Origin of the sequence: Deinococcus indicus, from assembly GCF_002198095.1 — a bacterium.
GTDB lineage: Bacteria > Deinococcota > Deinococci > Deinococcales > Deinococcaceae > Deinococcus > Deinococcus caeni.
The window spans coordinates 68,586-90,890 of the sequence record NZ_NHMK01000014.1 but is presented as its reverse complement, the minus strand read 5'-3'; the positions used below and the strand labels follow the sequence as shown (position 1 = coordinate 90,890).

19 protein-coding genes and 1 tRNA gene are annotated in these 22,305 nt (G+C 70.1%); 10 read left to right on the top strand and 10 right to left on the bottom strand.

Going from position 1 to position 22,305, the window contains the following annotated elements; translation table 11 throughout:
• Window positions 1–81 precede the first annotated feature (81 nt).
• The gene (locus CBQ26_RS10945) at window positions 82–1,173 is read left to right on the top strand and encodes a DUF4384 domain-containing protein (RefSeq protein ID WP_088248678.1); all 1,092 of its coding nucleotides are present in this window, start codon (window positions 82–84) and stop codon (window positions 1,171–1,173) included.
• A 331-nt stretch (window positions 1,174–1,504) separates the two neighbouring features.
• On the opposite strand, the gene CBQ26_RS10940 is transcribed toward CBQ26_RS10945, so the two are convergent.
• The 8 genes from CBQ26_RS10940 to CBQ26_RS10905 all read right to left on the bottom strand — a co-directional run bounded on the left by CBQ26_RS10940 (window position 1,505) and on the right by CBQ26_RS10905 (window position 10,262).
• Entirely contained in the window at window positions 1,505–3,229 is a 1,725-nt protein-coding gene (locus CBQ26_RS10940; RefSeq protein WP_088248677.1) for a M3 family oligoendopeptidase, read from the bottom strand.
• 42 nt (window positions 3,230–3,271) lie between these two features.
• On the bottom strand, window positions 3,272–4,132 hold the full coding sequence (locus CBQ26_RS10935; protein WP_088248676.1) for a PSP1 domain-containing protein: 861 nt from the start codon (window positions 4,130–4,132) through the stop codon (window positions 3,272–3,274).
• A gap of 259 nt (window positions 4,133–4,391) precedes the next feature.
• The gene (locus CBQ26_RS10930) at window positions 4,392–4,769 is read right to left on the bottom strand and encodes a RidA family protein (RefSeq protein WP_088248675.1); all 378 of its coding nucleotides are present in this window, start codon (window positions 4,767–4,769) and stop codon (window positions 4,392–4,394) included.
• Between the two features lie 23 nt (window positions 4,770–4,792).
• Complete coding sequence (locus CBQ26_RS10925; protein WP_088248674.1) at window positions 4,793–5,857, bottom strand: PP2C family protein-serine/threonine phosphatase; 1,065 nt, start codon at window positions 5,855–5,857, stop codon at window positions 4,793–4,795.
• 82 nt (window positions 5,858–5,939) lie between these two features.
• On the bottom strand, window positions 5,940–7,649 hold the full coding sequence (locus tag CBQ26_RS22825; protein ID WP_143342054.1) for an HD domain-containing phosphohydrolase: 1,710 nt from the start codon (window positions 7,647–7,649) through the stop codon (window positions 5,940–5,942).
• 394 nt (window positions 7,650–8,043) lie between these two features.
• Window positions 8,044–8,460, bottom strand: a complete 417-nt coding sequence (locus CBQ26_RS10915; RefSeq protein WP_088248672.1) for a methylglyoxal synthase — start codon at window positions 8,458–8,460, stop codon at window positions 8,044–8,046.
• A 243-nt stretch (window positions 8,461–8,703) separates the two neighbouring features.
• Window positions 8,704–9,609, bottom strand: coding sequence for a DUF1206 domain-containing protein (locus CBQ26_RS10910; protein ID WP_088248671.1), 906 nt, complete (start codon window positions 9,607–9,609; stop codon window positions 8,704–8,706).
• 158 nt (window positions 9,610–9,767) lie between these two features.
• A complete protein-coding gene (locus CBQ26_RS10905; protein ID WP_088248670.1) occupies window positions 9,768–10,262 on the bottom strand; it encodes a YbjN domain-containing protein in 495 nt (164 codons plus the stop codon).
• Window positions 10,263–10,386: 124 nt separating this feature from the next.
• On the opposite strand from CBQ26_RS10905, the gene CBQ26_RS10900 reads away from it, so the two are divergent.
• On the top strand, window positions 10,387–11,433 hold the full coding sequence (locus CBQ26_RS10900; RefSeq protein ID WP_088248669.1) for a bifunctional nicotinamide-nucleotide adenylyltransferase/Nudix hydroxylase: 1,047 nt from the start codon (window positions 10,387–10,389) through the stop codon (window positions 11,431–11,433).
• A gap of 48 nt (window positions 11,434–11,481) precedes the next feature.
• On the opposite strand, the gene CBQ26_RS10895 is transcribed toward CBQ26_RS10900, so the two are convergent.
• Window positions 11,482–12,063, bottom strand: a complete 582-nt coding sequence (locus CBQ26_RS10895; protein ID WP_088248668.1) for a GIY-YIG nuclease family protein — start codon at window positions 12,061–12,063, stop codon at window positions 11,482–11,484.
• A 129-nt stretch (window positions 12,064–12,192) separates the two neighbouring features.
• Here CBQ26_RS10895 and CBQ26_RS10890 point away from each other — a divergent pair, with 129 nt between their 5' ends.
• The 5 genes from CBQ26_RS10890 (at window position 12,193) to CBQ26_RS10870 (ending at window position 17,726) form a co-directional block, all read left to right on the top strand.
• Window positions 12,193–14,865 carry a DEAD/DEAH box helicase gene (locus CBQ26_RS10890; RefSeq protein WP_088248667.1) on the top strand — a complete coding sequence of 891 codons (2,673 nt, stop codon included), beginning with the start codon at window positions 12,193–12,195 and terminating at the stop codon, window positions 14,863–14,865.
• An 87-nt stretch (window positions 14,866–14,952) separates the two neighbouring features.
• Window positions 14,953–15,026: transfer RNA gene (locus tag CBQ26_RS10885), tRNA-Gln, on the top strand.
• A gap of 245 nt (window positions 15,027–15,271) precedes the next feature.
• On the top strand, window positions 15,272–15,856 hold the full coding sequence (locus CBQ26_RS10880; RefSeq protein WP_088248666.1) for a DUF4384 domain-containing protein: 585 nt from the start codon (window positions 15,272–15,274) through the stop codon (window positions 15,854–15,856).
• Between the two features lie 90 nt (window positions 15,857–15,946).
• Window positions 15,947–16,990: a DUF4357 domain-containing protein gene (locus CBQ26_RS10875; RefSeq protein ID WP_088248665.1), complete on the top strand. Its 1,044-nt coding sequence runs from the start codon at window positions 15,947–15,949 to the stop codon at window positions 16,988–16,990.
• Between the two features lie 55 nt (window positions 16,991–17,045).
• Window positions 17,046–17,726 (top strand): glycerophosphodiester phosphodiesterase, encoded by a 681-nt coding sequence (locus CBQ26_RS10870; RefSeq protein ID WP_088248664.1) that lies wholly within the window; start codon window positions 17,046–17,048, stop codon window positions 17,724–17,726.
• Window positions 17,727–17,848: 122 nt separating this feature from the next.
• On the opposite strand, the gene CBQ26_RS10865 is transcribed toward CBQ26_RS10870, so the two are convergent.
• Window positions 17,849–18,688, bottom strand: coding sequence for an NAD(P)H-binding protein (locus tag CBQ26_RS10865; RefSeq protein WP_172418036.1), 840 nt, complete (start codon window positions 18,686–18,688; stop codon window positions 17,849–17,851).
• Between the two features lie 190 nt (window positions 18,689–18,878).
• Between CBQ26_RS10865 and CBQ26_RS10860 the strand changes: the two genes are divergently transcribed.
• The 3 genes from CBQ26_RS10860 (at window position 18,879) to CBQ26_RS10850 (ending at window position 22,114) form a co-directional block, all read left to right on the top strand.
• The gene (locus CBQ26_RS10860; protein ID WP_088248804.1) at window positions 18,879–20,165 is read left to right on the top strand and encodes an ABC transporter substrate-binding protein; all 1,287 of its coding nucleotides are present in this window, start codon (window positions 18,879–18,881) and stop codon (window positions 20,163–20,165) included.
• A gap of 145 nt (window positions 20,166–20,310) precedes the next feature.
• On the top strand, window positions 20,311–21,249 hold the full coding sequence (locus tag CBQ26_RS10855; RefSeq protein ID WP_088248662.1) for a carbohydrate ABC transporter permease: 939 nt from the start codon (window positions 20,311–20,313) through the stop codon (window positions 21,247–21,249).
• Window positions 21,239–22,114, top strand: coding sequence for a carbohydrate ABC transporter permease (locus tag CBQ26_RS10850; RefSeq protein ID WP_088248661.1), 876 nt, complete (start codon window positions 21,239–21,241; stop codon window positions 22,112–22,114). The genes CBQ26_RS10855 and CBQ26_RS10850 overlap by 11 nt, the downstream gene beginning before the upstream one ends.
• Window positions 22,115–22,305 lie beyond the last annotated feature (191 nt).

Genomic DNA, 22,305 nt, shown 5'->3' with positions numbered 1-22,305 from the left:
TCTTCACGTTCCCCTGAATTCTGAACGCTTCCGTCAGGTGGCATCAGCCGGCCGTCACGCAGGCCGGGCAGACTTGGGCTCATGAAAAGCACCCTGACCGCCCTGCTCGCCCTCGGCACCGTCGCCCAGATCAGCACCGCCTCCGCCGCGCCCAAGATCAGCGCGCAGAGCATCATCGTGAACCCCGCGCAGCCGGACCTGAACGTCAGCGTCCGCGTGAACAAGGACACCACCGGCGCGCAGAACCCCGCCTACCGCATCGACGAGCGCATCTCGATCAGCACCACCGTGAACCGTGACGCGTACGTCTACCTGTTCAACGTGAACCCGGACGGCAGCGTTGACCAGGTCCTCCCCAACCGCCTGAGCGGCGAGAACTTCGTGAAGGCGAACACCACGACCACCTTCCCGGCGGCCGACGCGAACTTCACGTACACGGTGGGCGGCCCCATCGGGCAGAACAAGGTCCTGGCGCTCGCCAGCCTGACCCCGCTGAACCTCGACCAGATCAGCTCCTTCAAGACCGCCCAGGATCAGTTCGCCACCGTTACCGCCAAAGGTCAGGACGGTCTGGCGCAGGCGCTGAGCATCGTCGTCACGCCCCTGCCGCAGAACAGCTGGGTCAGTGACACGGCCTTCTACACGGTCGCCGCGCAGAACCCCGTCACGACCGGCAGCCTGTTCGTCGGCACGAACGTCTCGGGCGCCACCGTCACCCTGAACGGGCAGCGGCTGGGCGGCGCGAACGTCACGTACAGCAACCTGCGCGCCGGCACGTACCCCGTCCGCGTTCAGGCCCCCGGTTTCCGTGACTACACCACGACCGTCACCATCCGCGCGGGCAGCACCACCAACGTGAACGTCGAGTTCGCGCAGGCCGTCGCCCCGACCCCCGCGCCCGTCACGACCGGCAACAACGTCCTGGACTTCATCGGCACGCTGTTGGGCGCCATCACCAACAACCAGATGCAGGACCCCGCCCGCAGCGCCTACGACCGCAAGGTCAGCGACCTTCAGGCCCAGGGCTACGGTCTGCAGCAGACCCGCCAGACGAACACCGGCTTCGTGGGCACCCTCGTCAAGGGCGGCAGCACCGTCACCCTGACCGTGGACCGCGGTGCGAACCGCACCGTCCGCGTGAACGTCAACGAGACCACCACCTACCGCTACTGAGCAGCAGCGTTCAGAGGTATTGGGGAGGCCCTCCAGTACCTCTGATACGGGTTCCGTTTGTTTCGCCAACAATCCGGAACTTCACCGGATTGCCGGCTCCACGTCCGGAACCCGTGTTGCTCCCACTCGCATCCGCTCGAATTGAACGGGCTTTGCAGCCCATTCAATCGGAGTCCGTATGAATCGAGTGGACGCGTGGAGCTGCGCCGCAGGGCGGGCACCTGAGCAAGACAGCGGTTGGAAGTTGAGCCCAGGGGTGTGCGGTCTGCCCTTCAACCCGATAAGAGAGCGCCCCGGACCTTCACAGGGTCCGGGGCGCCGTCTTGCCGTATCAGCCGGGCAGTTGCGTCTCGATGAAGGCCATCAGGCTCCGGATGTGCTCGCGGTCGAAGCGGAATTCCACGCCGGCGGCGCGGTACAGGTCCGGCACGCTGACGGTGCTGCCCAGTTGCAGGCTGGCCCTGTAACGGGCGAGCGCCCCGGCCGGGTCGGTCTGCGCGCCGCGCCACACGCCGACCGCCGCGAGGTAGCACATGGCGTACTCGATGTAGTAGAAGGGCACCTGGAAGACGTGGTAGTACTGCCAGCCCTTGGCGCGGACGCTCTCGTCCAGGCCGTCCCAGTCCACGAACGGGTGGAAGGTCCGGTCGAGTTCCAGCCAGCGGGCGTCCAGGTCCGCGACGGTCACGTTCTCGGGGGCCTCTGCGTACAGCCAGTGCTGGAAGGCGTCCATCTGTGCCGCCCACGGCAGGAACGCCACGACGCCCTGAAGCTGCTTCTCGCGGTAGCGGCCCAGTTCTTCCGGCGTGAACACGTGGCCCAGGTGGTCCAGGGTCAGGAATTCCATGGCCATGCTGGGGATCTCCACGAACTCGATGGGACTCCAGCGGTTCCACGCGAGGGGTTGCGCGTCGCCGCTGTAGAAGCCGTGGAAGGCGTGCCCGACCTCGTGGAACAGCACGCGCACGTCCTCGGCGGTGCCGACCACGTTCATCAGCACGAACGGTTCGTTGCGGGTCGGGAAGTACTGGCAGTACGCGTGCGTCATCTTGCCGGGCCGGGATTCCAGGTCCAGCAGGCCGCCGCGCATCTGCCGGAAACGCGCGGCGAGGTCGGCGTCCAGGCTCTCGAAGGCCGCCTCGGCCAGCGTTTCCAGTTCCTCGCCGGTGCGGAACGGTTTCAGGGACTCGCGGCCCTGCGGGTCGAGGAGGTTGTTGCGGTTGTAATCCCAGGGGCGCACGCGGTCCAGGCCCAGCCCGTCGGCGATGCCGCGCACGATCTTCGCGGCGAGCGGCACGACCTCGTCCCGCACGGCCGCGTGGAAGGCCGCGCAGTCGGCCGGGGCGTAGTCCACGCGGTCCAGCGCCCGCCACTGGTAGTCGCGGTAGTTGGGCAGGTCGGCGTTGCGGGCCAGCTGCCAGCGCGTGGCGATCAGGTCCAGCATCACGCCGTCCAGTTCCCCGGCGACGCCCATGTTGCTGTCACTCAGGGCGCGCCACGCCGCCTCGCGCGCCGCGCGGTCCGGGCTGTCCAGGCGCTGCTTGGCCTGCGGGATGGTCAGCGTCTCGCCGTTCAGGGTGACGGTCTGGTTGCCGGTCGCGACCGAGTACCGGTTCTTCTGCGCCTCGTGCGTGACGCCCAGGGTCACGTTCGCCTCTCGGTACAGGGCGGCCGCGTCCCGCATCCGCCGGAAGTTCAGCGCGAAGTCCGGCGCCGGCACGAAGTCCGGCACGCCCAGCAGTTTCTCCTTCAGGGCCTGCTCGGCCCGCTCGACCTGCGGCAGCACCTGCGCCACGAACGTCTGGTAGCGCTCCTGCACGTCCGGGCGGTCCGTGTGCAGGTCCGCGTGCGTGGACAGCCGCGCGGCGACGTCCGTGACCTCGCTGCTCACGGCGTTCCAGTCGGTCAGCCAGTCGGGCACCCCGGCAGCGTCCAGCGGGGCGTCCAGCAGCGCCCGGTACCGCCCGGCGAAAGCTTCCCAGCGGGAGTCGTCGGCCGGAACGTGAAGTTTGGCCTCGACGGCACTCGGGCCGGATGGACGGTCAGTGGTGGTCATCCCCGCGAGTGTACGCGAGCCGCCGCCCGCCCGCAGGCCCGGTTACCGGTCGCGGGCCGGTTTACCCGGACGCCCGCCGCGCCCACCGTCCGGCAGGGCCTTGATCTCCGCGTCGGTCAGGCGGCGCAGCTCGGTGGCGGGCACGTCCGTCAGGACGCCCTGGTCGGTGAACACGTCCACCGTCCCGGCCAGCGGGTGCAGTTTCGTGACCTTCCCGCACGCGCCGCTCGCCTCGTGGCACACGCGGGCGTTCTTGCGGGGCAGGTCCTTGAGCAGGTCCAGGTACTGCGTGTGCTCGAACTGCAGGCAGCACAGCAGCCGCCCGCACGGCCCCGAGAGTTTCTCCGGGTTCAGCGGCAGCTGCTGGTCGCGGGCCATGCGGATACTGACCGGCGCGAAGTCCTGCAGGTGCGTCGAGGAGCAGTTCTCGCGGCCGCAGGCGCCCAGCGTGCCGATCATCTGCGCCTGCTCGCGCGGCCCGACCGCCGCGAAGTTCACGCGGGCGCGGGTGTGGGCGCGCACCTCGCCGATCAGGCCGGACAGTTCGATGCGTTCGTCGGCGCTGTAACTGACCGTCACGAGGCTCTCGTCAAGCGTGAACTCGACCGCCACGACCTTCACCGGCAGGTTCTTCTGGCGGGCGCGGGCGCGCAGCAGCCACTTGAGGTCCTCGCCGGACGCGTGCAGCGCCTCCCAGCGGCCCAGGTCGTCGGGCGTGGCGGCCCGCAGCACCGCCCCGTACCGCCCCTGCGGTTCGGGAGGGGCCGCCTCGCCGCGCACGGTGGCGACCTCCGGGCCGCGTTTGCCCTGCACCACGACCCGCGTACCGACCGCGTGAGCCTCCTCGCTCAGCATGGCGTGAAGGCGGGGACTGCGCTCGAAGCGGACCGGCAGGACAAACATTACGCGCAGGATGTCACGCCGCGCCCCGCAGCGTCGAGACCCGGTACACAAAGCGTCCCGGCGCAGGTGGCCGGGACGCGGGCAACAGACGGAGTCCGTCTCATCCGGATTCCGTCTGTTTCGCCGACAATCCGGAACTTCACCGGATTGCCGGCTCCACGTCCGGAGGGGCGTTTCTCTCCTGCTCTGCGGGGCAGCTCTACGAGTCGCATCCGCTCGGACCCAGCGGGCTTTGCAGCCCATTCAATCGGAGTCCGTCTCAGTGGCGTTCGGCGATCACCTCGATCTCCACGCGCACGTCGCGCGGCAGGCGGGCCACCTGCACGGTGCTGCGCGCCGGGTAGGGCGCGCGGAAGTGCGACTCGTACACGGCGTTCATGGCGGCGAATTCGTTCATGTCGGCCAGGAACACCGTCGTCTTCACCACGCGGTCCAGGTCGGTGCCGGCCGCTTCCAGCACGGCTTTCAGGTTCGCGATGACCTGTTCGGTCTGCTCGGTCACGCCCCCGGCCACCAGTTCCCCGGCGGGTGTCAGGGGAATCTGCCCGCTGGTGATGACCAGATTCCCGAAGGTGACGGCCTGGCTGTACGGGCCGATGGCGGCGGGGGCGTCCGGCGTCTGGATGATCTCTTTCATGCCCCGAGCATACCGGGCGGCGCTCAGCGCCGTGAGCTGCTGAGGGGACTGTCCGGCTGGGTCGGCGTGGTGGTCAGGGCGGCGCTTGGGCTCTTCAGGACGTCGTGGCTGCGCCGCGCCGCCTGGGTGCGCTGCCACACGAGCAGGCCCACCAGCGCCGCCGTGCCCAGCAAGCCGATCAGCGCCCGGCGTTCCGGGACGAGCATGATGCCCAGCAGCGTGAAGTACGCGACCATCAGCAGCAGGTACGTCAGGAGGCTGCTGCCGCGCTGCGTGCTGAGCAGCACGTCCACGTAGGTGGGGCCGTCCTCGCGCCGGGGGGGCAGGGCGTAGCGGGGCGCGGGGGTGTCGCGGTGAACGTCGATGATCAGCGCCGTGATGTTGTCGGGGCCGCCGCCGTCGTTGGCGGCGTTCACCAGCATCCGGACGGTCGCCTCGGGTTCCAGGGGGCGCGACAGCAGCAGCAGCAGTTCCTGATCGGTCACGACGCTGCTCAGGCCGTCGCTGCACAGCAGCAGGCGGTCCCCGGCGCGCAGCGGCAGGCCGAACAGTTCCAGCCGCACACGTTCCTCGCCGCCCAGCGCGTTGCTGACCACGCTGCGCCACTGGTGGTCGCGCGCCTCGGCCTCGGTCATGTGGCCCAGCCGGACCTGCTCGGCGACCCAGGAGTGATCCTCGGTCAGGCGGTGTAGTTCGCCGCCGCGCAGCAGGTACGCGCGCGAATCCCCGACGTGCGCGATCAGCGCCGCGCCCCGGTCGATCAGCGCGGCCAGCAGCGTGGTGCCCATCCCGACGTACTCGCCGACCGCGTGTCGCAGCACCGCGACGTTCGCGGACTGCACCGCCTCGGCCAGCCGCACCGGGGGCGCGCCCCGCCCGTCGAGGTACTGCTGGCTCAGCGCGTCGAGCGCCAGGTTCGCCGCGAGTTCCCCGGCCGCGTGGCCGCCCATGCCGTCCGCGACCGCGTACAGCCCGCCGGTCGGGAGGTCCAGCGCCAGCGCCGCGTCCTGGTTCACGCCGCCCTGACGCTGACGACCCACATCCGTCAGCAGACCGGAAGTGAGTGAGGGCGTCGCAGGGGCGCGCATGAGTTCAATATAAGCCACCGGGTCAGATTCGCCCGCTCGGAATTCCACACAGCCCGCCGGCCCGGACGTTCAGGCTTCTCATTCAGCGGCGTTCAGGCAGTCCGCCGCGCTCATGCAACGTCAGGAAGACCCTCACGATTGCCGGGTCGAACAGCGTCCCAGCGTGACTTTCCAGGTACGCCAGCGCCCGCTCGGGCGCCCAGCCCGGCTTGTAGGGCCGCTCGCTGACAAGCGCGTCGAAGGTATCGACCACCCGCACCACCCGCCCGCCCAGCGGAATGGCGGGTCCGGCCAGTCCAGACGGGTACCCGCTGCCGTCCCAGCACTCGTGATGCGTCAGGGCGATCTGCGCGGCCAGTTGCAGCAGCGGCCCGCCGTCCGCCGCGCCCGGCTGCGACAGCAGTTGCGCGCCCAGCGTCGTGTGGGCCGCCATGCGCGCCCACTCGTCGGGCAGCAGCGGCCCGTCCTTGAGCAGGATGGCGTCCGGAATGCCGATCTTGCCCACGTCATGCAGTTGCGCTGCCAGCCCCAGCTGCGCCGCGTCGGCCGGCGGGCTGCCCAGCGCCAGCGCCACCGCCTGCGCGGCGTCCCCCACCCAGCGGGTGTGCGGTCCCAGCGGCGCGTCCCGGAACTCGGCGCAGCTGGCCAGCAGGTCGATCACGGCCCGCTGGCTGCGCGCCAGTTGCGCCGTGCGGTCCTGCACCAGCCGGTCGAGTTCCTCGCTGCGCTGCCGGTGCAGCCGCGCCTCCTCCCGCGTGGCGTGCAGACCCACCCGCGCCTGCGCCGCCTGCGTCCGCTCGCGCGCCAGCCGGTCGCGGCGCCGGGCGTCCAGCGCGTGGTAGGCGCGGTGGTGGGCCAGCGCCCCGGCGTGATCGCCCAGCGCCTCGCAGGCGTCGCAGGCCGCGAGGTGCAGCGCCGCGTGCTCGTCCGGCAGCCGCGTATCGGGATTGAGCGTCAGGGCCGCCCGCACCTCCGCGAGCGCCTGCGCGGCCAGCCCCAGCGCCAGCTGCGCGCGCGCCAGATCCGGCAGGACCTGCAGCGCGCCGCGCGTATCGCCGCCCTGCCGCAGCAGCGCCAGCGCCCGCCACGCCGCGTCGTGCGCGCCGTCCGGGTCGTGCCGGCACAGCAGGAGCCGCGCCAGCGCCGCGTACCCCTCACCGGCCAGCCGGTCCTCCCGGCCGGAACGCACCTGCGCCAGCGCGTCCCGCAGGTGCGTCTCGGCGTCCGCGAGGGCCGCCGCGTAACGCGCCGGGTCGGCCGTGAAGGCCCGCAGGGTGACCTGCGCCAGCCGCACCACGGTGTGCAGCGCCCGCCCCGGCCGGTGGCGCGAGGCCAGACTGCCGCGCAGCGCCTGAAGGGCCGCCGCGTGATCCCCCTGCTCCGAGTGCGCCTGCGCCAGATCCTCGAGCAGCTGCACCTCCAGCGCCTCTGCACCCGCCTCCTGCGCCAGGTTCAGCGCCAGCGCCAGGAACTCCTGCGCCTCGCTGTCGCAGGCCAGATTCCACTGCGCGCCCGCCGCTTCCTGCCACGCGCGGGCCTGCGCTTCCCGGTCCTCCGGCGGCAGGAACGCCACCGCCTCCAGCAGGGCCGCGAGCGCCTCCTGCGAGCGGCCCAGGCGGTTCAGGGCCACGCCACTGAGGTACAGCGCCGCCCCGAGCGCCGCGTCATCCCCGGAACGGCGCGCCTGCGCCTCGGCCCGCGCGGCCTCCTCGAACGCCGCCTGCCACTCCGGGCCGGGCTGGAACGTCACGCCGTCCAGCCCGAAACACCCCTGCCCGAACCACGCCGTCACGCGCGCCCCCACAGCGGCCCGCCCGGCCGGGTCGCCCGGCGGGGCCGTCCGGCGGGTGTCGTGTGGGTTCCGTCTGTCTCGCCCGCTCTGCCGCGCCGCTCTACGGGTCCACCCGGATGGAATGGATTGGTCATCCGTTCCATCCGGGTCCGTATCAAAAAGGCCGGCCCGCGCATGCTCCCCCCATGAAACTCCAGTCCGGGCGCCGCTGACCAGCGCCCACCGGGAACCGCCACCGGGGGTGCCCACTGTATGAAGGTCGGGTGCAGGGAGCGCGCCGCACCTGCCCTTGACACCCCAACTGCCCTGACACCCCACCTGCCCTGGCACCCCGCCTGACCGGATCGCACGCGCACCCGGCCATCCGGTTAACGGGACAGGGCGGCCGTGCGGGTCAGGGCCGGATCTGTTCTCGCAGCCACAGCATCAGCGCCTCGGCACTCGCCGGGTTGGTCGCCAGCGGAATGTCGTGCACGTCGCACAGGCGCACCAGCGCCGACACGTCCGGCTCGTGCGGCTGCGCCGTCAGCGGATCCCGGAAGAAGAACACCGCCAGCAGCCGCTCCTCGGCCAGCCGCGCCCCGATCTGCTGATCGCCGCCCAGCGGCCCGGACAGCACCCGCTCGACCTGCAGTCCCGTCTGCTTGGCCAGAATCCCGCCGGTCGTGCCGGTCGCCACCAGATGAAAGTTCGCTAGGGTGTCGCGGTGACTCAGGGCGAACAGCGCCAGCTCCAGCTTCTTCTTGTCGTGCGCGATCAGCGCCACCTGCCGCCGGGTGTCGGGTCGCGCGGCCTCTGCGGGATCAGTCATGCCCGGCATTCTCCCACGCCCGGCAGGCCGTCTTCCGCTTCCACCCGCTCTGCGGCGAGGCTCCGCGAGTCGGTATCACCCGGCGTCCGTACCACCCGCCGCAGCTATCATACGGATTCCGTTTGTTTCGCCAACAATCCGGAACTTTACCGGATTGCCGGCTCCACGTCCGGAACCCGTTTTGCTCCCACTCGCTTCGCTCGGATTGAACGGGCTTTGCAGCCCATTCAATCGGAGTCCGTATCACCCGGCGTCCTCGATGCGGATGCGGCGGTAGCGGGCCTGCACGGCGCACCACACGCCGTAACACAGCGTTCCGACCGCCACGACCCCCAGCAGCACGTTCCCGGCCGGCTGGGACCCCAGCCACGTCAGCGCCTGCGAGATCCCGACCGTCTCGCTGGCCCGGCGGTTCCACGCGGCGACCAGCGCGAAGGCGCCGATGATCAGCATCAGCACCCCGCGCGACGCGATGCCCACCTGCCCGGTCTTCACCAGCAGGTCCCGGACGCGGCCGTCCACCCCGGAAAACTGCATGCGCTTCATGAACTTCGCGCCGTACGCCGTGTACAGCTGACTGGCCGCCAGCCCCAGCAGCGCCGCGCCTACCAGCCCCAGCAGCAGCTGCCCGCCCGGCAGGTTCAGGACCGTGCCCGCCGTCTGCGCCTGACCGTCCCCGCCCTGCGGCGCGCGGCCCGACGCGGCCAGCCGGGCCGTGAACACCGCCAGCGTCAGGTTCACGCCGGCACTCAGCAGGTACCCGGTCCGCTTGACCAGCCCCTTGGCGGCCACACCCTGCCGTTCGGGGTCCAGCGCGGCGCGGATCAGCTGCCACAGCGCGTACCCGACCAGCCCGACCGCCAGGACGGACAGCAGCGCCGCCCCGCCCGGCAGGTCCTGCAGTTTCAGCAGTGCGCCGCGCGTGTCCGTGGTGCGCCCCCCCTGCCCGAGTGCCACGCTCAGGGCCAGGAAGCCCACCGTGAAGTACACGACGCCCTTGCTGACGTACCCGACGCGCGCCAGGAGTTCCAGGCCCGGCGCGGCCTGCTGCGCGGCGTGCCCGGCGGCCTCGCGGGTGTCGTGCAGCCCGGCCTTCACCTGCTGCGCGCCGCGACTGACGCGGCTGTTCACGTTGTTCAGGTCTGCCATCAGACCCGCAGTGTGACCCGCCCGCCCCGCCCGGCGGAGCTGAACAGTCCACAGGCGCCTTGAACTGACGTCCGGTGTTTCTTCATGTAGGGCGCGTTCACAGCAGGGGGGCGGCGCGTGTGGTCACGGCGCCGCCCCCCTCTTCTGTCCGGGCCGGATCAGGGCAGTTCGAGTTCGAAGTCCTTCACGTCGCTCAGGTAATCGGTCATCCAGGCTTTCAGGGTCGCGCGGGTGTACCCGCCGCTGATCGGCATGCTGGAATCCAGGTAGTACGCGCCGTCGTAGGCGTACGCCTGCGTGTAGTAGTTGCCGTTCCAGTCGTTGACCAGCGCCGTGTCCAGTTCCTCCTCGCTGTCGCTGTAATCCCAGGAGGTGCTGGCCGTCACGCGCCCGCAGCTGCCCGCCTTGCAGTTGCTGAGCCACACGCTGACCTCGTAGTCGCCGGCCATGACGGTCATGCTCGGATCGCTGTCCGGGCTGACGGGGTCCATCGTCACGCGGTACCCGGCCTCCTTCAGGGCGGCCATCAGCGCGGCGGGCGTCGCGGCGACCACCTGACCGGCGCCAGCCATGGGAGCGGCCGCGCCGCCCGCCAGGGCCGGGGTGGACAGGGTGAGGACGAGCAGCGCAGCGGACACCAGATTTTTCTTCATGCCTCACAGTACGCCGCCGCCGCGGGCCGCGCACGCCACTCTGCACGCCCTGAACCCGGTTCAGACTTGACTATCCCGCCAGTCCTCATCAAGTTCATAGACAGATGGTGACATCGTGAGGATCATGGCCGTTCCCACCCCCACCCCCGCCCGCCGCAGACGCACCTTCGGCGTGTACATCGGCCGCTTCGAACCCCCCCACGCCGCCCACCTGCAGGTCATGCTCGAAGCGCTGCGCAGCGTCCAGAAACTCATCATCGTCATCGGCAGCGCCCGCGCCGCCCGCAACACCAAGAACCCCTTCACCGCCGACGAACGCCAGGACCTCATCACCGCCATGCTCCAGCAGGCCGGCGTTCCCCGCACCCGCCTGCTGTTCGTGCACGTCCGCGACTACTACTACAACGAAACCCTCTGGCTCAGCGAAGTCCAGGCCGGCGTCCAGGCCCACACGCGCGGCAGCACCGACATCGCCCTGATCGGCCACATCAAGGACGAAAGCAGCTACTACCTCCGCTCCTTCCCCGCCTGGGAATTCATCCCCACCCACGTCGTCAGCCCCCTCAGCGCCACCGACGTGCGCCGCGCCTACTTCGAAGGCCGCCTGAACGACGTGCAACCCATGGTCCCACCCGCCGTCCACGCCTTCCTCGACACCTTCAGCCGCACCCCCGACTACACCGAACTGAAAGCCGAGTACGACCACCTCCTCGCCTACCGCGCCGCCTGGAAAGACGCCCCCCACCCACCCATCTTCGTCACCACCGACGCCGTCATCACCCGCAGCGGCCACGTCCTGCTCGTCCGCCGCGCCGGCCGCCCCGGACGCGGCCGCCTCGCCATGCCCGGCGGGTTCCTCGAACCGCACGAAACACTCCTCGCCTGCGCCATCCGCGAAACGCACGAGGAGACCGGCCTGAGCCCCAGCATCGACCTCGCCGCCGCCCTGCGCGCCCAGGCCGTCTTCGACTACCCCGACCGCAGCCTGCGCGGCCGCACCGTCACCCACGCCTACCACTTCGACCTCGGCATCGGCCAGCTGCCCCGACTCAGCGGCGGCAGCGACGCCAGCGAAGCGCTCTGGATGCCCATCAGCGACGTCCTCGCCCGCCCCGAACTGTTCTTCGAGGACCACCACGCCATCATCGAACACTTCGTCATGCGCGGCTGAGGGGGCCGGGGGGAGGTTGCGGGACGCGGGGGAGAGGCGGGCCGCAGCTCAGCGAACGCGCGCGACGTGCTGATGGCCGGGCTTGCGTCGCTCGACTTTGCCCTCGCGCATCAGCAGGCCCAGCACCGAGTACGACAGGTAATCCTTCGCGCCGCCGCCGTAGTCGCTCCGCAGCCCCAGCAGGCTGGCCGTGTCCGAGTTGGTCACGCCGCCGGGGTTGGCCTGCGCGAACTCCAGCACGGCGTCCTTGAGCAGTTGCAGACCCACCTGCGCCTTCTCGGGCACGCCCGCCGGGACGACCTTGCCGGCACGCGCCTTGCCTCCCAGACCGCTGGGCAGCACCGTGTTCGTCAGCAGGCCGCCGCTGGCCTGCGTGCCGAAGGCGGCGATCAGTTCCGCCTCGATCTTCAGGGCCTGCGCCTCGGTCAGGCCCTCGACCAGCCGCACGACCAGGACCTCGGCGCCGGCGGCCAGAATCTCGCGGATGCGCTGACCCTTGGGCGTGCTGTCGGGCCGGTGCAGGTGATCGTGCGCGCGCGTGCCGATGCCCTTGCCCACGTAGAACGGCGCGGCGGGCGACGTGCGCGGGTCCTTCAGCGCGTACACGTAGTACGAGAGGTCGGTGGTCACGCGCGGCGTCCGGTCATGCTGCGCCCATCATGCCAGGTCGCTCCCGGACACACTTCCTCATACCCCGCACCCGGCCTGACCGTGACGCAACTTCCGTGCGGGTGCGCCGGGCGGGCCTAGACTGTGCGGGTGTTGCCTGCCCGTTCCCCCTACGCCCGCCTGGAGGGGTTCCTGCGGGACACGCTGGGCGGCGGGGCGACGCGCCTGCACGAGGAGGAACCCGCCCCGGCGCGGACGGTGGGCGTGCCGGAGCTGGGCTGGAGTGACGCGGTGGCGCGCGGGTTCGGGTTTCCGACGGTGTTCGCGCATCAGGCGCGCACGTTCGAGCTGATGCGCGCGGGCGAGAACGTGATCATCACGACGCCCACCGCGAGCGGGAAGACCGGGGCGTTCTTTCCGGGGGTGTTCGACCGTCTGGAGCGGGACCCGGCGGCGACGGCGCTGTTCGTGTACCCGCTCGTGGCGCTGGGGCAGGATCAGCGGGACAAGCTGCTGGAGTTCCGCGAGCGGGGCGGGTTTCCGTGGGAGGTGGCGGCGTTTCAGGGGTCGGCGCAGGGGTCGGCGGTGTTCCGGCCGGGCGTGCGGATGGTGACGGCCACGCCGGACAAGCTGCACTGGTCGCTGGTGCAGCCGGGCGTGCGGGACTTCCTGCGGAACCTGTCGTTTCTGGTGCTGGACGAGGCGCACACGTACCGGGGCGGGTTCGGGAGCGAGGTGGCGGGGATGCTGCGGCGCCTGCTGGGGCTGGCGCGGGCGCTGGGCGCGAACCCGCAGGTGGTCCTGAGTACGGCGACCATCGGGAACCCGGCGGAGTTCGCGCGGGAACTGACGGGCGTGGACGCCACCGAGGTCAGCGAGTCCGGCGCGCAGCGGCACGGGAAACGCTACTACCTCGCGGACCACCGGGGCCAGCCCCGGCGCTTCTGGAACGCCGTGATGGACGCCAGCGCCCGGTACGACCTGAAGGTCCTGGCGTTCTTCCGGGGGCGGTCGCGGGCGGCGCGGCTGTACTCCACGTACCGGGCGCAGCCGGGGTACGCGGGGCGCGCGCACCTGTACATGGCGGGCACCAGCGACCGCGAGGGCCGCCTGTCCGAGTTCCGCCGCACGCGCAGCGGCGTGATGTTCGCCACGAACGCCCTGGAAGCCGGGGTGGACATCGGGGATCTGGAGGTCGTGATCATCGACGGGTACCCGGGCTCGCGCATGGCGTTCCGGCAGATGGCGGGCCGCGCCGGGCGGATCGCGCCGGGACTGGTGCTGTACCTGCCGTCCCTGAACGAGCAGGGCGTCCCGCAGCCCGCCGACGCCTTCTACAGCAACGCCGGGAATTTTCTGGACCTGCTGACTGGCCCGATCGAGAAGGCGGTCGTGGAGGCGAACAACCCGTACCTCGCCCCCCGGCATCAGGCGCGCGCGAACGAGGAATTCCACGCGGCGGGCCTGCCGGAACCGCACGCGGCGTCCCTCACGGCGCCCCGCTACTGGAACCTGCGCGGCGAGGGCAGCCTGAAGTACGTGGTGGTCGAGGCGGCCGACTGGGAGCGGCACGGCGCGCGGGCGCTGGACAACCCGCTGGAAAGCCCCAGTCAGCACTACGCCCTGACCGAGAAGCACGAGGGCGCCGTGTTCACCCTGGATGGTCAGGGGTACAAGGTCGTGCGCTGGGAGAAACACGAGGGCGGCACCGTCATCCTGGTCGAGCGGCACGACACCGCCAACCTGTTCACGCGCGGCCTGTACACCATCGAGGTCACGCCCCGCGAGATGGGCAAGTGGGTGCAGCGCGGGCCGCTGGCGTACCGGCACGGCGAGGTCGTCATCCGCCGCCGCTACACCGGCTACCAGATGCTCCGGCAGGTGTTCGAGCGCGTCTGCGTGGGCTGCGACCGCGAACCCGGCCCCACCGAGCGCAGCTGCGTGAAATGCGGCGGCCGCATCCAGGACCGCATGCAGGACCACAAGCTCTCCGAGCACCTGTACGACACGCCCACCGAACTGCCGCCCTTCCGCACCAGCGCCCTGGAGGTCGGCGTGGACGCCCGCGCCACCGACTACCCCACCGCCGTCGCGCACACCCTGAAGCACCTGCTGCAGAAGGTCACGCCCGAACGGGTCGCCTGCGACGAGAACGACCTGTCCGGCGCGTTCCGCGAGGGCCGCGACACGTACTTCTTCCTGTACGACGACTGGCTGGGCGGCCTGGGCGTGGCCCGCCGCGCCTCGCTGCACATGGACGACCTGCTGCGCCGCGCACTGGACCTGACCGCCAAGACCTGCTGCCAGAACCCGCACGGCTGTTTCGAGTGCATCGCCGTGAGCCGCTGCTACTCGCCCACCCTGCCCAGCGGGGAACGCCGCCCCACCGACAAGCACGCCACCCGCGCGTTCCTCCAGGCGGTGCTGGGCGTCACCGACGAGCAGCTGCACCAGCCCGTCCCCGCGCACCTGCGCCCTGATCACGCCCCCGCCGCCCCGCACGCGCCGCTGCCCGACCAGCCCGCCCCGCCCACCGACTGGCCCCTCCAGGCGCGCGAGCTGCTGGACCTGCACGGCCTGAGCCTCCCGGAAGTCAGCGCCCGCCTAGGCATTCCCAGCCGCGAACTGCAACGCGCGGTCAGCACCACCCAGCCGCTGCGCCTGCGCCACGCCAAGTTCGGGGACGGCGTGTTCATGCAGGGCTTCCACCAGGGCGACCGCCGCGAGGTCCTCGTGTACTTTCCCGGCGTGGGCCAGAAACGCCTCCTGCTGAAATTCGCCGGGCTGACCGTCATCGAGGCCGCCCCCGCACCCGCCCGCTGAGCGTCCCCCCGCCCGCGCTGTCTTGACCCTGCCCGGCCACCCCCGGTATACTCATGCCCGCCTGAAAAGGCACTGCAGGCACACCCTAGGGATATGGTGTAATGGCAGCACAGCAGATTTTGGATCTGCTTGTCTAGGTTCGAATCCTAGTATCCCTGCCAGAACCCAGCGGCTCACCGACCACCATCGGGGAGCCGCTTCTGCATACCCCCAGATCAGGCGACGCTCCTTTTCTGACGAGATCATCATGAGCCGAAACGTGACGCAGCTCATGTTCAGTCAGCCTCCCTTCACCGCCCGTCAGGTGCCGGCGCCTACGCTTGAGGAGAACAGAAGCCGCTCCCACACGCCCACCAGCGCCCGCCACCCCGGCCGCGCCTAGGGCCGAGCGGCCCCGGAGACCCCCATGAACAAAGCTGCCCTGCTCCTCGCCGCCCTCGCCACCGTCACCCTGGGCACGCCCGCCACCGCCGCGCCCAAGCTCAGCGCGCAGAGCATCATCGTCAACCCCGTCCCCACCGACCTCAGCGTCCGCGTGTGGGTGGACCGCGACCCCGGCGGCAACGGCACGCCCACCTACCGCGTCGGCGACGCCATCCGCATCGCCACCACCGTCAACGAGGACGCGTACGTGTACCTGTTCAACGTCAACCCGGACGGCACCACCGACCAGATCCTCCCCAACCACCTCAGCGGCACCCACTACGTCCGCGCCGGACAGACCCGCACCTTCCCCGCGCCCGGCGACAACTTCGTGTTCAACGTCAGCGGCCCGCGCGGCCTGAACAAGGTTCTGGTCATCGCCAGCCGCACCGAACTGAACCTCAGCCAGCTCAGCTCCTACCGCAGCGGCGAGGCGTTCGCCACCGTGAAACCCACCACCACCCCCGGCTTCGCGCAGGCCCTGAGCATCGTCGTGAACCCCGTCACGCAACCCATCCCGCAGCAGAACTGGACCAGCGACACCGTCCGCTACACCGTCGGCCGCTGAAGCCCCGCACCCAACGCGCCGCCCCCGGATCACTCGGGGGCGGCGATTTCTGCGCGCCGTACACCACTCCCGCTGTTATGCTGCCCGCACATGCCCAGCGCGCCAGACCGCATCCGGGAAGCCGTGACCCACATCCAGGACTGGCTGACCCACACCCCCAACCCCGGCGAGGCCGTCGTCCGGCAGGCCATCGTGCTGCGCCTCCTGCACGCCGCCGGATTCGACATCTGGAACCCCAGCGAGGTCGTCCCCGAAGAAACGAACGCCACGGGCAACCGCGCCGACTTCCTGATCCGCACCGGGCACGGCGCGTTCGCGCTGGAACTCAAGGGCATGAACGTCACCCTGGGCGCCGCCCACTACCAGCAGGCCGCCACGTACGCCGTCAACGAGGGCACCCGCTGGGCCATCGTCACGAACGGCCGCGTCTGGGTCATCCTCGACGAACACCTGCCGGGCCGCTGGGAGGACCGCGTGGCCCTGAAACTCGAACTCGGGCAGGAAGGCCACACCTTCGCAGGAGACCTCGCCGCGCTGCTCGACGTGGACACCTGGCGGGCCGGGCGATTCCCGGACGCCCTGCACGGCATCCGCCAGCGGCAGCAGCAGCGGCTCGACGAGGCGCGCATCCGCCGCGAGAAGACCCCGGTGGTCGAACAGGTCCGGCAGCACTTCGGAATTGCCACCTTCGAACTTGCCGCGCAGGCCGCCGCCGAGATGAACCGCATCACCGAAACGGAGCGCGACGTGCTGATCGGGCACGCTGCCGCACCGAGCGTGACGGGCGGGATTCCGATGACCTTCACGGCGCTGGGCTGCACAGCCCGCGTCCTCTATTTTCCTGAGCCGGGCACCAAGGGGCTCTGGCGCCTGCTGGCAGGCAGTCAGGTTTCCACGCGACTGCGAGAAGATCCGGGATGGAAGAACTTCAATACGCGGCGAGCAGCGTGGGTGCAGGACGGCACCCTGAAACAGATCAGTGACACCCAGTACGAGCTGACCCGCGACTGTGAGTTCACCTCGCCGTCCGACGCGGCGTGCATGGTCTGCGTCCGGCCTGTCAGTGGATGGGACGCCTGGAAGGATGACCAGGGCCGCACGGCCCAGCACTACCGCGCCGCCCCAACACCCTGACCCTGTGCCCTGAACGATGAGGCGCACCTGACGTCGGGCGGGTAGCCTGCGGGGTATGAAGCCGCTTCTGCTGGGTCACCGTGGCACGCCCCGACTGCATACCGAGAACACCCTGGCCGGGTTTCAGGCGGCGATGGACGCCGGGTTGGACGGCGTGGAGCTGGATGTGCGCCGCCTGCTGGACGGCACGCTGGTGGTGCATCACGATCCGGCGTTGAAGGAGGGCGGGGCGCTGCCCGAGATGACGGCCGCCGGTCTGCCCGCGCACGTGCCGACGCTGGACGCCACGCTGGCGTGGGCGGCGGATGCGGGGGCGTTCGTGAACGTGGAGATCAAGTTTGAGGGGGCCCGTCCGGATGACCGCGTTCACCGGACGTTGGACACCATCCGCGCGCACGGCCTGTCGCGCCGCGTGATCGTCAGTTCGTTCAGTCCGCTGGTGCTGGACGCCGCGCGGCACCACGCGCCGGACATCGAGCGGGGGTTCCTGTTCCACCGGGCGTACCGGGCCGGGCCGCTGGACCTCGTGCCGCTGGTGATGCGGCGCGTGAAGGCGGCGGCGCTGCACCCCATGCATCCCCTGATCGACGACAGCCTGATGGCCCAGGCCCGCGCGCACGGCTGGCGCGTGAACACCTGGACCGTCAACGACGCTGCGCAGGTCGCCCGCCTGAAAGCACTCGGCGTGGACGCCCTGATCGGCGACCTGCCGGACGTGCTCCTGACCGCCCGCTGAAGAGGGGAGTGGAAAGCAACGTGTCGGCAATGGGTAGGCCTTGACGTGCGCAGCCATGTCGCGCACACGCTGTTGACCATCAGCCATCAGCCATCAGCCATCAGCCATCAGCCATCAGCCAGTCATTCCAGCCAGTCCTGCCGGTAGTGCTGCGCGAAGGCCTCGATGGTGTGGCCGGCGCTGCCGGTCAGGGTGTGCAGGTCGGGGGTGGTGGGGGCGGTGTCGCCGGCGCGGATGGGCGGGTAGATGGAGGCGATGGCGCGCGCTTCTTCCTCGTCGCTCTCGCCGGTGGAGATCAGGAAGTCGACGAAGCCGTCGTCGTCGACGGGGCGGTACGTGATGGGGTGGCCCAGGGCGCTGCTGAGGGCGGCGGCGACGGCGTGCCGGTCGATGGAGTGCGGGCCGGTCAGGTCGTATTCGCGGCCGTCGTGGCCGGGCTGGGTGAGGACGACCACGGCGGCGGCGGCGATGTCGCGCGTGTCGATGAAGCTGGTGCGCTGTTCCCCGGCGGGTTCCGCGAACTCGTGGCGGTCGCGGATGCCGCGCCGGAACATCTGGTTGTAGTTCTGCATGAACCAGTTGGGCCGGAGGACCGTCCAGTTCAGGCCACTGGCGCGCACGCTGTCCTCGGCCTCGCCCAGCGGGTTGTCGCCCTTCTCGGCGCCGAATCCGGATTGCAGCACGACGCGTTCCACGCCCGCCTGCTTCATGACGTTCAGGGCACGTTTCAGGGTCTCTGTGTCCACGGTTTCCGGGACGATCAGGTACACGCCCTGCACTCCGGTCGCGGCTGCGCGGATGCTGGCCTCGTCGCCGAAGTCGAAGTGCACGGCGTGCGCGCCGGACGGGAATGATGCCCCCTGCGGGTGGCGGGTGCCCGCGCGGACCTGTTGCCCGGCGGCCAGCAGTTGCGGCACGAGTTCGCGCCCGACGTTCCCGGTGGCGGCAGTGACGAGAATCATGCCCTGACTGTAGGCCGGCCGGGTCTGGCGGTCGCGTTCCCTGAAGGCCTGCTCAAGCGGGGCGCGGAGGGGGAGGGGAGAGCGGGCAGGTCCTGCCATGACAGCCTTCTGGGGCACCTGACAGGCCCATCACACGCCGATGATGAGAAGCTGATGACGGGAGCCTAGGCTCGCGGGCGTGAACAAATTCATGCTGACCCTGGCCCTGCTGGGCACCGTCGCCACGCCGCTCGCCTCCGCGCAGACCACCGTGGAATTCTGGCATTCCTTCGGGGACGCCAAGCGCAGCGGCTGGATTCAGGCCCGCGCGGACGAGTACAACAAGTCCCAGAACGCCGTGAAGGTCATGCCCAGCTACAAGGGCAGCTACAACGACAGCCTGCAGGCGACCATCCTCGCCGCGCGGCAGGGCAAGGCCCCGGCCCTCGTGCAGGTCTTCGAGGTCGGCAGTCAACTGGCGCTGGACAGCGGCGCGTTCCAGCCGGTCAGCAGCGTCAGGAACGTCGATTTCGGCGATTACATCAAGCCGGTCATCAACTACTACACGATCGGCGGGAAGGTGAACAGCCTGCCGTTCAACTCCAGCAGCCCGGTCCTGTACTTCAACCAGGACCTGATGAAGAAGGCGGGCCTGAACCCCAAGCAGCCGCCCACCACCTTCGGCGGTCTGCTGAGCGCCTGCCAGAAGATCGAGGCGGCGAAACTGAACGCCAAGTGCTTCGGCATGAGCCTGAACGGCTGGTTCATCGAGCAGTGGATGGCGCAGCAGGGCGCGCCCCTCCTGAACAACGCCAACGGCCGCCAGGGGCGCGCGACCGCCACGAACCTCGACAGCCGGGCCGCGAAGAACATCTTCACGTTCTTCAAGACCATGCAGGACCGCGGGTACTACACGTACACCGGCAAACTGCAGGACTGGGACGGCAGCGACGCCATCTTCACGAACCAGAAGGCGGTGTTCCACATCACGTCCACCGCCGACATCGGCAACATCCGCGACGCCGCGAAGAAGGCCGGGTTCGGGGTGGGCGTGGGCGTGCTGCCCATCGCGGACGGCACCAAACGCAACGGCGTCGTGATCGGCGGGGCCAGCCTGTGGATCAGCAAGGGCGTCAGCAAGGCGCAGGCCGAGGGCGCGCTGGACTTCGCGCTGTACATGACCAACACCCAGAACATGGCCGACTGGCACAAACTGACCGGCTACTACCCGGTGCGCCAGAGTTCCATCGAGCTGCTGCGCAAGCAGGGCTGGTTCACGCAGACGCCGCTGCAACTCGTGGCGTTCAACCAGCTGACCCGCACCGTGCCCGGCGCCGCCACCGCCGGCGGCCTGAACGGCGCGGCCATCCAGACCCGCAAGATCATGGAAGAAGGCGTGCAGAAGGTCCTGGCCGGGCAGAACGTGGACGCCGCGCTGAAGGAAACCAAAACCCGCGCCGACGCCGCGCTGGCCGAGTACAACGCGAACTTCAAGTAAGCACTCTGCCTGACCCCCTGACCCGTCCCACCGTTTCGCCCTGCCCGCCGCGCGGCCCGGTCCCTCCCTGACGGAGGGTGGGCCGCCCGCGCCGTTCACCGGAGGCCCGCATGACCCGTCCACCCGCCCCGCTCCCCGCCCGCCCATGCTGAGTCCCGCCCGTTCCCGCCCCGCCCCGGACGACGCCGGAAGCGCCGTGTTCCGGGGCCGCGCGCTGCCGTGGGCGTTCCTGCTGCCCAGCCTGCTGATCCTGGCGGTGTTCATCTACCTTCCGGCGTTGCAGACGCTGCGGCTGGCCGCGTACCGCGCCAACGTGATCCTGGGCACCGAGCAGTTCGTGGGTCTCGCCAACTTCGCCGAGTTGCTGTCCAGTCCCGCGTACCGGCAGGTGGCGTTGCAGACGCTGGTGTTCACGGTCCTGACCGTCACGTTCGGGCTGCTGCTGTCGCTGGGACTGGCGTGGCTCGCCAGACGTCCCGTGCGCGGCGCGAGCACGTACCGCCTGCTGCTGATCTACCCCTACGCCCTGAGCCCCGCCATTGCCGGGACGCTGTGGCTGTTCCTGTTCAACCCCGAGATCGGGCTGGTCAACCAGCTGCTGGGCGAACTGTTCGGCGTGCGCCCCCGCTGGCTGGACACGCCGGCCCTGGCGTTCGGGCTGGTCACGCTGGCCGCCATCTGGAAGGGACTGGCGTACAACATCGTGTTCTACCTGGCCAGCATCCAGAACCTGCCGCGCGACGTGATGGAAGCCGCCGAGATCGACGGCGCCACGCCCGCGCAGGTGTTCTGGCGCGTGGCGTTCCCGCTGCTGAGCCCCATCACGTTCTTCCTGGTGTTCACGAACATCATCGCGGCGCTGTTCGACTCGTTCGCGCTGACCGATATCCTCACGCGCGGCGGGCCTTACACCGGGAACGCTGGCGTGACCACCTTCCTGGTGTATCAGCTGTACCAGGACGGCTTCGTGAACTTCAGGACCGGCGCGGCCGCCGCGCAGGCCGTCATGATGCTGGCGCTGGTGGCCTTCGTCACCTGGATGCAGTTCCGGGTGGGCGAGCGGCGGGTGCACTATGGCAGTTAAGCACCCCGCCGCGCCCGCCGCCCGCGCCGACCGGACCGCCCCCCGTTCCCGCCGCGCGCGGGGCGAGTGGGTCACGCACGCCGCGCTGATCCTGTCGGTCCTGATCATCGGCGCGCCCCTGATCCTGGCGGTCATCAAGAGCACCCAGACGTCCAGCGTCGTCCTGAGCCCCAGCCTGCTGCCGGGCGGCGCGTTCTTCCAGAACCTGTCCGGCGTGTGGCAGGACGCGAACCTGGGCCGCTACATGCTGAACAGCCTCGTGGTGGCCGTGTGCGTCACGGCCGGAAAGACCACCCTGGCGCTGCTGGCTGCGCTGGCGTTCGTGTACTTCCGCTTTCCGCTGAAGGGCGCGGCGTTCACGCTGGTCCTGCTGTCCCTGATGCTGCCCACCGAGGTGCTGATCATCGCGCTGTTCGATCTGGTCAGCCGCGACCTGAACTGGGCGAACACGTACGCCGCGATCATCGTGCCGTTCCTGGCGAGCGCAACCGGCACGTTCCTGTTCCGGCAGCACTTCCTGAGCATTCCCGGCAGCCTCGCCGACGCCGCCCGCATCGACGGCTGCGGCCCGCTGCTGTACCTGACGCGCATCCTGATTCCCATGAGCACGAACACCATCGGCGCGCTGGCCGTCATTCAGTTCGTGTACGCCTGGGATCAGTACATCTGGCCGCTGGTGATCATGCAGCAGGACGACCGGCAGGTCGTGCAGGTGGGCCTGCGCCGCCTGATCGAGGTGGGCGGCCAGACCGACTGGGGCGCCGTGATGGCCGGCGCCGTCATCACGGCCCTGCCGCCCCTGATCGTGTTCACGGCCCTGCAACGGCAGTTCAGCCGGGGCTTCGCGCTCAGCGAGGACAAGTAGGCACTCCGACTGAATGGTTTGCAAAAACCGTTCAGTCCGAGCGAAGCGAGAAGGAGCAAAACGGGTTCCGGACGTGGAGTCGGCAATCCGGTGAAGTTCCGGATTGTCCGCGAAACAGACGGAATCCGTATCGGGAGCCACGCACTTCCCTGACGCCGGGCTGACCCGCCGCGCACGTTGCTCTGACGTGC